Here is a 9,558-nt window from a genome sequence, read left to right as displayed (position 1 = left end):
CCATATCTTTCTGACCTGGTCGGTCGTTATGGTCTCCTATGTTAAGTCATCCGGTCCGAAAAACCCCGCCCACACCAGGATGAGGGGTTTATCGATTCTGGAGATATTGGTAGTGCTCTTGTCGATTCTGGTAAACCGAGCAACGCGATTTTCCGTCGGATGTTCCAAGGACTCAAGACTCGCGGTGTTGAGTTGGAATCTGACCGTGACTCGCTTGAGTACTACGCAGTTCGTGGCCTGGGGCCGGTTGACGGCGACGCGTGTGTATCTCACGCCTTGTGGGCCGACGCATTCGCTGGTGGCTACAACACTTGTCCGTCCCCGGGTGTGCATGCCTACCCTACGTACGACTGGGATCTGCAGTCTGCTTATCCCACTGCGATGGCCAGTATCTATGACCCTGATTACACCGATGGTGGTGTGATCAAGGAACACATCGACAAGCGTGAACTGACTCTCGATGATTTTCCGCTCGGGTATCTCACGCCTTTCGTTGGACATGTTTCGTGGGTCTTCCCCGACGATGTCGAAACTCCCTGCTTGCCGGTGCGGCGTGGTAACTCTCTGATCTTTCCTCAGACCTCATACGGCTGCGGCTTTGGCGAGGACGAGCGTCTCGACGAAGATGGTCTGGACCGTGAGGGTCGGGACCTTGGCGGACGGGATTACACCCGCGAACAGCTCGATGAGATCGCTGCGCGTGTCAACGGTGAGATCGGTGGTGTCTTTCACGGGTCTACCTGCGCCGGCCCCGAGGTCTACCTCGCGTTGAAGCTTGGCGCTCGCGTCTTTTGCCAGACTGGCATCACGCTCAAGCTTCTCACCCGCGAGGTAGATGGTGAGGTTGTGCGCTCCCGGTCTCTGCGTCCTGCGCTTCGTCAGATGGTTCTCGACCGTGCTGTAGCGAAGGAGACCTACGGGAAAAAGTCTCTTCAGGAGCTGACAATCAAGGTTGCGACCAATTCGTGCTACGGCAAGCTAGCTCAAGACGTCGTTGACCAGAACGGTTGGAATGCCTACGCCGAAGAGATGGAGAACATCGGTGGTTCTGCCGTAACTTCTCCCTACCACGCGGCTATGACGACGTCGTTGGTGCGTGCCGCGCTTACGGCTGTCTCTAACCAGACCTCTATTCTGAGTGCAACCACCGACGGTGTGATCACTGCCGATGATGATCTTGAAAGGCACGACCTTTTCGGTCTTGCTGAGATTCTCCGTGAGTCGCGTCTTGCGCTCGCGGACGACGATTCGATCTGGGAAGTGAAGCATCAGCAGTCTGACTTGGTGAACCTTTCTACCCGTGCGAACGTCTCGCGTGAGGACGGCGGTGTGCTGGCGAAGGGTGGTGTGCGAACCCCAAAAGTGTAAAGCGCGGCACTGTTGAGGAGCGGGAGTATTTCCGTAACCTCGCTCTGTCGCGCACCGGGAAAATCCCCAACCCCTACTCGACGTTCCCATCGTTCAAGTATCTGTCACGTTCTGAGAACCGCCTCGACTGTGTACTGGTCGCGCGCGAGCCTGAGCTATCCACGCTTGACTACTACCTCAAGCGTGAGCCTGTCCCTGAGACGTTCGAGTCCTCGTTCGTTGATGGGAACGAGCTCTGCGGGTTTGCAACCCGCCCCTGGTTGAGCGTGCTCCATTACGACAAGGCGCGGAGCATTGCGCGGCATCTTCAAAACCATCGTCCGGGTGCGGTTCATCTGACGGGTTGTCTTCGCACTCGTGGGGATTGGGATAACTGGGACCGTAGGTACCGATCGAAGGGTGGGCGTCGAGTCCGCACTGCAGGCAGTGCTCTGTTGTCTGAAATCGTAGCTGCGCATAAAGCCGGGCTGATTGATGTGCCTGAGTTGTCGTCCTCGCGTCTCACGATCGGCGACAAACTTGAGTGGTTGTCCTCTCTCGGGGCCGGTGAGTTCACGCGGAGCCAGTGGGACCATATGTCTAAACGGGACCGCCGCGAGAATGTTTTACGTGACGCGAATATGGATGAAGTTCGCGCCCTGGTCGATAAATTGAATCGTGAGGAAGAAGAAATGAGTGACAGTCACGCGTCTTTTGTCAATGACTTGGCTGGCAGTGTTGCTAATGCTGATTTGCCCGATATGGAACCTGCACTCGAAGCAATAAACGAGATGAAGGCTCCCCAAGATGTGGCCGCGTCTCCTGACTTTGAGCGCCTGGACGAGGTTGTCAATGCTGTCGAAGAAGCACGCGCTAAGCGTGCGCAGCGCGAAGCCGAAAAGAAGTTTAAGGAACGTGCCGCTGAAGCTGCTGCGCGTCCTCAACGGCGCAAACCGAAGCATCGGTTTGTGCCTCGTAACCCATCTACTGAACCGGGCCCAGAGGGTCCAGAAATGGAGCTTTAATCATGGCTACTAGTAATCAGATTGGGCGCGCGATTAATCGTGCGCAAAAACTGCAAGAGCGGCAGGCTGCTCTCGATGCGAAGTTGCGCGAGGCTGCGCGTGAAGCCGACCGGATTGTCGGTGAGGCTTTGCGCGAAGGCGCGACCGATTCTCGGTCGCGTTGGGCGAAGTACGCAGACCTTAACATGAAGGAGTTTTACTTCTTGGTTGTTGAGGGTGTGGAACCTTCCCTCGATGACAGTGAAACTGCATCGGAAGGTGACAGTACCCCGCCTGCTGAGCCTGAAAATCACGGTAGTGATTTCGGTGAAGCAACCGCTGACTTTGTCAGCGGAAACCAGGGGTTCTAGGGGGCGGAGCGCCCCTAGCCAGCAGCCCGCAGGAGGACACGACCCGGAGGGTCGTTTGTCCGACAAGGGTGATGCTGGCCCCTCCTGTTGGAAGCCGCGTGCAGTGGGGCCACGAAGTAGGCCGAAACTGCTCACGCGGCTGGAGGCAGGAGGCACGTGGGCGCTAGCCCACTTAGCACGGGAACAAGGAGCTGTGGATTATGAGTAATGGGCGACGCGTGACAGTGCGTCTGGGTGACGCAGAGGCTGAGGTGGTGCGTGGCACCGCGTCGGCTCTCGGAGTCACCGAAAGCGAAGTTATGCGTCTGGCCCTAACCGCCTTGGCGGGTAGGCTGCCTGACGATGTAACTGAGCGTGCGACAGCGGCTCCGGTGTCGCGGGAAGTAGTCGAGATGCGTGACGCTCTCGACCGCGCCTTGGCGGCTATTCGTCGCATCGGCGTCAACATAAATCAGATTGTCCGCATGGCTCATGTCATGGGCTGGTCTGATGATGTGGTGCCTGGGTTGCGCGAGATTCCCGATGCCGTCGATGGGTTGGCCAAATACGTCGGGAAGGCGGTTGATGATGTCGGTAAGTAAAGTGCAGCGCTCTAAGAGTGTTGTGGCTTCCACTGTCTACGCCGTGTGGGGTACTCGTGAGGCAATGAAGGCGGGTGAATCTCGTGCGAGTGCGCTCTCTGTTGTTGGCCCTCGTGGCTATCATCCGTTGGCATGGGCGTTGGAGGTTCAAGAGCGCGTAGCAAGCTCTGCGCAACGTCGTAATGAGACCATCAACGTCATTCAATCTTTCAGCCCTGAAGAACTTGATCCAGATAAACCACGTGACGTGGAACGCGCACACTCTGCGGGGCTTGCTCTCGCGGGGAAAGTGGCCCCTGGGTGTGACGTGCTTGTTGCTACTCACACCGATACTGCGCACGTTCACAACCACATTCTCATAGCCAATCACGACCGCCAGACTGGCTACGCTGCTCCGAAGGGTGCAGGCAATGCTTGGCACGTCCGGGAGGTCAACGACGCGGTGATGGAGTCGTATGGGTTGGAGGTGCTGGAACAGCATGAGGTGTCGTACTCACACGATGAGCGGATGGCTAAAGCTAAGGGGCTTGATATTGACGGTTCCGAACTGTCGTTGGATGAATTAACTCGTGAGAACTGGCGCGAATTTGCTCGCGCTCGCATCGATGAACTTCTTGAAGATGAGCGCGTTGTCGAGGCCCTGGACGACGATGGCGAAAAGGGTATCAACTCTGCCCTTGACGTGATGGAAGATATTGCGCCCGAGTATCACCTTTCCTTCTCACGTAAAGGTCGTGGCAAGCGCAAACGTGAGCGCTCGTCTTTCGCGGTTGTCGATGACAACGGTGATGTGCTCCGGGTGACTGGTGCAAACGGTAAAGGTAACGCTCGGGCCGCAAGTGCTGGCTCGCGTCTTGGTGCTGACTTCACATTGGACGGGCTTCGCGCCCAACTGCTGCAAATGCAGGCTGAAGAAAATATTAGGGAAATAGGTGAATTTGATTATGGCTATGAATATGCGCCGGAAGAAGAATCAGGATACTGGCGAGAATTTGAAGTTGGTGAATCAACTGGCTCTGGAGGTGCAGAAGTTTCAGAAGGTCGTTGCGGATCATCGCAAGGACGTGGTTCACCTGTCCGAGCAACAGGTGAAAATGGGCCAGGACATGAAGACGCTCTCCAGTTCCGTCGGGGAGTTGAAGAACTCCCCGACGGCATCCCTAGTCGAGAAACACTCGAAGACCTTGGCGGATATGGAGCCTTGGCTGAAGAACTTGGACACGCAACTGAACGTCTTAAAGAATACAACCGTAGGAACGGAGGAATACAACGCGGCAGTGAAGCAGACGGTGGCCGTGATAACGAAGGTCGCGGAGGCAGCGGCCCAGCTGCCGGTAGCGATTCAAAATCAGAAACAGTCTCTGACGAGCGGGGCGGCGGAGATCGCCAAGTCCCTGACGTCGCTGGGGACTCTGGTCCAGGCCGTCCTCGAAGCAAGCGAGGGGCCAATGAGTCTAAGCGACAGCGCAGTCGAGAGGCTGACCGACTGCATCGAGAAGCGTCTGAAGCCGATGGTGGATCAGAGGCTGAAAACGACCATGAACCAGAGTTTTAGTCGCTATGAGGACTCTTTCCAGAGCATGATTGATGATGGCGTTGAGCGTCTCGCCCAGGAGCGCGAGCGCTTGGATGTCTCTATTCAGGAAGCCGCTAAGACTGCTGACCTCATCGACAAGCGGTTAAAGGCTGGTGCTGTTAATGTGGCTGGTCTCTTGCTGTTTGCCGCTACTCTCTGCCTCGCTGTGGTTGTCGTGTCCGGTGTCTTTGGTATGACTATCTCGGTCTTTGGTCTGGATTTGGCTTTGCCCGAGATATGGCAGCGTACCCATGATGCTGAGTCGTGGAAGGGTCATCTCGGCTGGGGCTTGCTAGGTGTGGCGGTGCTGGCGGGTTTGTTCGGTGCTATCTGGTTCGTCGCAAAGTGGATTTGGGAGCACACTGACTGGGGTGTTCGTTCTGACAATTGACGATCCTTGTGGCCTGCGTGGGCTTCGTTGCCATCGGCGGTCTCGGCGTCGGCGTGATGACGTTCCTCGGCATCCCCGACGGTCTAGGGGCGCTCTGGAGTCACGTCGCTGGCGCTGAGACGTGGTACGGGACCGTTGGTTGGTTGATCGTGATCATGACGGTGGGCCTGACCCCCGGAAAGTAGACACGTCGGGGGTTAGCTATGCTGCTTGGGTCAGTGTAGCTGATGTGAGTGCTTCGAAGTCATTGGGGGCTAGAAGGTTGCACCAGGAGTGCCGTCTGCGGGTGTTGTAGCGCATGCACCATCGAAAGACTTCCCGCCGGCAGATAATGGGATTATCAAAGACTTTCCGATCACGTAGCACTTCACGTTTTAAGGTGGCGTTAAATGATTCTGCCAGGGCATTATCGGCACTAGTTCCCACCGCGCCCATGGATTGGCGTACACCAAGTTGGGCGCAGTGGTCCCTAAACGCCTGTGAGGTGTACACACTTCCATGATCAGAATGGAAAATAGCCCCGTCAAGGCTTCCGCGGACTGTGCTGGCATGGGACAAAGCCTCGATGACCAGTGAGACACGCATGTGGTCTGCGAGTGCATAACCTGCAAGTTTTCGTGAATAGGTGTCAATGACCGTGGCCAGGTACATGTTCTTACCGCCCTTACACGGCAGGTAGGTGATGTCGCCTACATAAACACGGTTCGGCTCGTCAGCGGTGAATGTACGGCCTACTAAATCTGGCATGACACGGTGACCAGGCTTGCGCCGGGTGGTGATGCATCGACGCCGTTTGCTAAAGCCTTTTAGCCCCATGGATTTCATGATGCGCGCAACCTTCTTATGGTTGATCGGGCCGAAAAGTCCGTATCGTCGTTGAGGCTTGCAGCGATGCGTTTAGCACCATAAAGCCCGTTCTCATCATCAAAGATGGCCTTGATTCTTGCACCAATAAGGGCATCGGAACATATCTTTAACCTGCGATTTTCGTGGGTGTTGACCCATTTATAAAACGAGGAGCGATTGAGCTTTAACACATGGCACATCCGCTTGACCGAGTACTCGGTTCGGTGGTCATAGACAAACTGGAAGCGGATCACTAGCGTGTCTCTTCGGCAAAATATTTCGCGGCCTTGCGCAGAATATCGCGTTCTTCGCGCAGCTTCGCGTTCTCTTTTTCTAGCTGGCGGATTCGCTCGGAATCAGTCGTCTCCTTGGCGTTGTCGCGCATGGCCTTCGTGCGGGCACGTTTGCCGGTGCCGTATTGCTGAAGCCAGGAGAAAAGCGAGGAACGATTGACTCCAAGCTCTGCTGAAGCCGCGTGAAGTGAAAGGTCCTCATTGTTTTCATAGAGGGCCACAGCATCACGTTTGAACTGTTCGGAGTACCTAGGCATGGTGGTAGATTACCTTTCTTCCCAACCCAACCGGGCTGGATATCAGGTGTCTACCAAACAGGGGTCAGGTCCTCCCACCGGCGTACAAGCTGACAATCATGTCATCGACATCAGTTAAACGTCTCGAGCCTTTAGGGACCATAGTTGGGATAAACGTCCCAGTCCTGTCTCTGGGGATATCCACGGTGACCGGCCCGTAGTTAGAATCCACGGTCTTCGAGTAGGTGCCGTTGCGGTGATTGTCTGTCCCAGCTGCAGCTTTGCCGCTCCTGTCGCCGGACTCGTAGCCAAGGTGGGCATCCATTTCAGCATTCAAACCCCTAGTAATCGAGGCTTGCAACATGCCCCGAACCAGGTCATTGGCATCCGTTGTCGACGTGCCTAGGTCATCAATCAGCTTCGCGATTTCAGGGTTAGCAAGCAGCTTCTTTTCAATCGCATCAATCTTGGCCTTATCAGCCGGATCTCGTCTTGTCACAGTAGTCATTCTGGTCCATCTCCTTGTGCGGGTTGGGGACCCACACACAAACCATCAGACACTCTCCGAGACTTCGGGACGTTCAGTAAACTCCCCGACCTCTAACTCCGCCGCCGCTTACACGGCGGCTTACACGTTTTCCATCGCTTCCTTACACACCCCGCCACGCACCCCGCCCCGGAAACCCGTACCGACCCTCGCCCCGTCTTCCGCCTCGACAACCGCACCGAACCCCGCAACGCACCCCGCCCCGAGGAAGTCTCCTTCCTTGGGCAACGACTACCGCGTTTTACAGACCCGTTCCGGCCCTCGTCCCGAAAGATCTGAACCGCCTCTCGCGCCACGCCCACCGCCTCGGAACCCCGAAGCGCACCCCGCAACGGAAACCTCGTATCGAGACCCGCCGCGACTTCCGAACCGGACCCCTCAACGCGCCTCGCTACGGAACTCGTACCGAACCTCGCTACGGGAACCCCGAAGCGGACCTCGCTACGGGAACCTCGGGGCGAGACCCGAACCGCTAACCGTCACGTTCTGCGTCACGCTTACCGCCTCGAAAACCCGCAGCGCCTACCGACTCCCGTACATCACCCGCTACCGGGAACGTTGTTTTACCCCGGATCGGCGTAATGGCATGCAGGTGTTCTCTTACAAACCCCGCGAGGGTGCGGAGGAGGAAATCTACGCCGCGATCGCCGACATCACCCTGTCCATGCGCACCACCGACTACCTGGATTTGCCAGAGCTGACGGTCACCACCCAGGAGGTGGACCTGGCCCCGGCCGAGCGACGGGTGTACGACCAGATGGTGCGTGACATGGTGCTCGACCTGGACGGGCAGGTGGTGGATGCCGTCAACGCCGCAGCCCTCTCGGGCAAGCTCATGCAGTTGGCCTCCGGCGCGGTTTATGACGACGCCGGGGAGAGCGTGGAGGTTCACGCCCGCAAGCTCGACGCTTTGGAGGACCTTGTTGAGGCTGCGAACGGGCAGCCGCTTCTGGTGGCGTACCGGCACAAACACGACGCCCAGCGAATCTGTCAGCGCTTCCAGCAGGGACGTATGTTGACCACCTCCGACGACTTCACCGCGTGGAACGCCGGCGACATTCCACTGGCGTTGATCCACCCCGCCAGCGCGGGGCACGACTTGAACCTCCAATCCGGTGGGCACCTGCTGGTCTGGTTTTCGCTCACCTGGAGCTTGGAGCTTTACCAGCAGACGAACGCTCGGCTGCACCGGCAAGGCCAAACCCAACCCGTCACCATCACCCACCTCGCCACCGCCGGCACCATCGACGAGCAAGTCCTGGCAGCCCTGGAAGCGAAGAACACCACGCAGGCCGCGCTGATCCAGGCCGTGGCCACCACCCTCAACCCCGAAAGGAAGTAACCCTCATGCACGTGATGAGCAAATACATTGACACCTATCGTGCGACGGTGGCCGCATTGGAGGACTACGTGGCCATGCAGCACATCCTTCAGACCACCGACCAGGCCATCAAGGACAAAGCCGAGAAACTCTACTGGTTCAACATCCCCGCCCCGGAAGGGATGCCGCCGGTGCGAAACCCCAAGGCTGGTGAAGACCGCATCGCCGCTGGCACGGACCGGGTGGATGCCTACCAGCAGCGCTACGCCCAGGCACGGGAGTACATGGACTGGTTCCTGTCCTCATGGGGCACATTGGGCGAGGATGACAGGTTCGTGTTGGACACGTTCTTTTTCGCTGCCGACGATGTCTCCCAAGAGGATCGGTTGCGGGCGGTGGCTGACCGGTTCTTTGTGGAGCGCACCACCGCTCACGCCAAGAAGTCTCGCGCGGTACGCAGACTCGCCTCCGCACTCTACGGATGAACCCACGCGTTTGCGGGTATCGCAAAGAGCGGATAATTTCGACGCTTGCACCCTCTACTGTGGTAAGCAGTCGGTAATCAGGTCAAGCCCCCAGTAGGATTCTGTTGAGGGCTTTGCCATGCATGCGAAGGGTGGTGAACAATGTCGAAGTGTCCAGCAAAGCCGTGCCGGTATCCCGGCTGCCCGCAGCTCACCCACGAGCGCTACTGCTCGGTGCACGCGAAAGTTGAGACTGCACGCTATCGCAAGTACCAGCGCGACCCAAAGATTAACCGCCGCTACGACAAGGCGTGGAAGCAGGTACGCAAGCGGTATCTCGCGGCCCACCCGTTGTGTGAGGACTGCCAGAAAGCAGGGCGGGTCACGCCAGCGGCCGAGGTGCATCACATCCAACCACTCTCGAAGGGTGGTACGCATGATGAGAGCAACCTTAGAGCGTTGTGTAAGCCCTGCTACTCTAGGCAGTCCGCGGTGGATGGTGACCGGTGGCGGCAAGCCCCACGCGTCTACACGCATTAGCAAAGTGTGGCTCACCACACATTGTCAATAGGGGTGCGATC

10 protein-coding genes and 2 pseudogenes are annotated in these 9,558 nt (G+C 57.5%); 10 read left to right on the top strand and 2 right to left on the bottom strand.

From position 1 onward, the window contains the following. Positions 1–159: 159 nt before the first annotated feature. The 7 genes from QP888_RS07805 to QP888_RS07775 all read left to right on the top strand — a co-directional run bounded on the left by QP888_RS07805 (position 160) and on the right by QP888_RS07775 (position 5,455). Positions 160–1,368: a hypothetical protein gene (locus QP888_RS07805; RefSeq protein ID WP_284812959.1), complete on the top strand. Its 1,209-nt coding sequence runs from the start codon at positions 160–162 to the stop codon at positions 1,366–1,368. Between the two features lie 434 nt (positions 1,369–1,802). Beyond that, positions 1,803–2,372 carry a hypothetical protein gene (locus QP888_RS07800; protein ID WP_121910507.1) on the top strand — a complete coding sequence of 190 codons (570 nt, stop codon included), beginning with the start codon at positions 1,803–1,805 and terminating at the stop codon, positions 2,370–2,372. A gap of 2 nt (positions 2,373–2,374) precedes the next feature. Continuing rightward, positions 2,375–2,722: a hypothetical protein gene (locus QP888_RS07795; RefSeq protein ID WP_121910506.1), complete on the top strand. Its 348-nt coding sequence runs from the start codon at positions 2,375–2,377 to the stop codon at positions 2,720–2,722. A gap of 200 nt (positions 2,723–2,922) precedes the next feature. Continuing rightward, the gene (gene mobC, locus QP888_RS07790; RefSeq protein ID WP_200440404.1) at positions 2,923–3,303 is read left to right on the top strand and encodes a plasmid mobilization relaxosome protein MobC; all 381 of its coding nucleotides are present in this window, start codon (positions 2,923–2,925) and stop codon (positions 3,301–3,303) included. Between the two features lie 22 nt (positions 3,304–3,325). Continuing rightward, complete coding sequence (locus tag QP888_RS07785; RefSeq protein WP_200440405.1) at positions 3,326–4,858, top strand: relaxase/mobilization nuclease domain-containing protein; 1,533 nt, start codon at positions 3,326–3,328, stop codon at positions 4,856–4,858. Further along, on the top strand, positions 4,842–5,270 hold the full coding sequence (locus QP888_RS07780; RefSeq protein WP_147446184.1) for a hypothetical protein: 429 nt from the start codon (positions 4,842–4,844) through the stop codon (positions 5,268–5,270). The genes QP888_RS07785 and QP888_RS07780 overlap by 17 nt, the downstream gene beginning before the upstream one ends. A gap of 53 nt (positions 5,271–5,323) precedes the next feature. Beyond that, positions 5,324–5,455, top strand: a complete 132-nt coding sequence (locus QP888_RS07775) for a hypothetical protein (protein WP_284812956.1) — start codon at positions 5,324–5,326, stop codon at positions 5,453–5,455. Positions 5,456–5,471: 16 nt separating this feature from the next. Here the strand turns inward: QP888_RS07775 and QP888_RS07770 are convergent. Both QP888_RS07770 and QP888_RS07765 read right to left on the bottom strand, forming a co-directional pair. Beyond that, positions 5,472–6,666, bottom strand: a pseudogene (locus QP888_RS07770) (IS3 family transposase). Positions 6,667–6,733: 67 nt separating this feature from the next. Further along, positions 6,734–7,153 (bottom strand): annotated as a pseudogene (locus QP888_RS07765) (transposase); the annotation flags it as partial. Positions 7,154–7,778: 625 nt separating this feature from the next. Between QP888_RS07765 and QP888_RS07760 the strand changes: the two are divergent. The 3 genes from QP888_RS07760 to QP888_RS07750 all read left to right on the top strand — a co-directional run bounded on the left by QP888_RS07760 (position 7,779) and on the right by QP888_RS07750 (position 9,517). Continuing rightward, on the top strand, positions 7,779–8,534 hold the full coding sequence (locus tag QP888_RS07760) for a DEAD/DEAH box helicase (RefSeq protein ID WP_259854111.1): 756 nt from the start codon (positions 7,779–7,781) through the stop codon (positions 8,532–8,534). 5 nt (positions 8,535–8,539) lie between these two features. Next, positions 8,540–8,998: a hypothetical protein gene (locus QP888_RS07755; RefSeq protein WP_121910502.1), complete on the top strand. Its 459-nt coding sequence runs from the start codon at positions 8,540–8,542 to the stop codon at positions 8,996–8,998. Between the two features lie 141 nt (positions 8,999–9,139). Then, on the top strand, positions 9,140–9,517 hold the full coding sequence (locus tag QP888_RS07750; RefSeq protein ID WP_121910501.1) for an HNH endonuclease: 378 nt from the start codon (positions 9,140–9,142) through the stop codon (positions 9,515–9,517). Positions 9,518–9,558: the final 41 nt, after the last annotated feature.

This window comes from Corynebacterium sp. MSK297, from assembly GCF_030232885.1.
GTDB lineage: Bacteria > Actinomycetota > Actinomycetes > Mycobacteriales > Mycobacteriaceae > Corynebacterium.
Note: the sequence above shows the minus strand (reverse complement) of the source record. Positions and strands in the feature narration are given on the sequence as shown.

What these genes read in the sequence shown, in the direction of transcription:
- QP888_RS07805 (WP_284812959.1), top strand. Translation starts at nt 160, where the DNA reads ATGTTCCAAGGACTCAAGACTCGCGGTGTTGAGTTGGAATCTGACCGT.
- QP888_RS07795 (WP_121910506.1), top strand. Translation starts at nt 2,375, where the DNA reads ATGGCTACTAGTAATCAGATTGGGCGCGCGATTAATCGTGCGCAAAAA.
- mobC (WP_200440404.1), top strand. Translation starts at nt 2,923, where the DNA reads ATGAGTAATGGGCGACGCGTGACAGTGCGTCTGGGTGACGCAGAGGCT.
- QP888_RS07780 (WP_147446184.1), top strand. Translation starts at nt 4,842, where the DNA reads ATGAACCAGAGTTTTAGTCGCTATGAGGACTCTTTCCAGAGCATGATT.
- QP888_RS07760 (WP_259854111.1), top strand. Translation starts at nt 7,779, where the DNA reads ATGCAGGTGTTCTCTTACAAACCCCGCGAGGGTGCGGAGGAGGAAATC.
- QP888_RS07755 (WP_121910502.1), top strand. Translation starts at nt 8,540, where the DNA reads ATGCACGTGATGAGCAAATACATTGACACCTATCGTGCGACGGTGGCC.
- QP888_RS07750 (WP_121910501.1), top strand. Translation starts at nt 9,140, where the DNA reads ATGTCGAAGTGTCCAGCAAAGCCGTGCCGGTATCCCGGCTGCCCGCAG.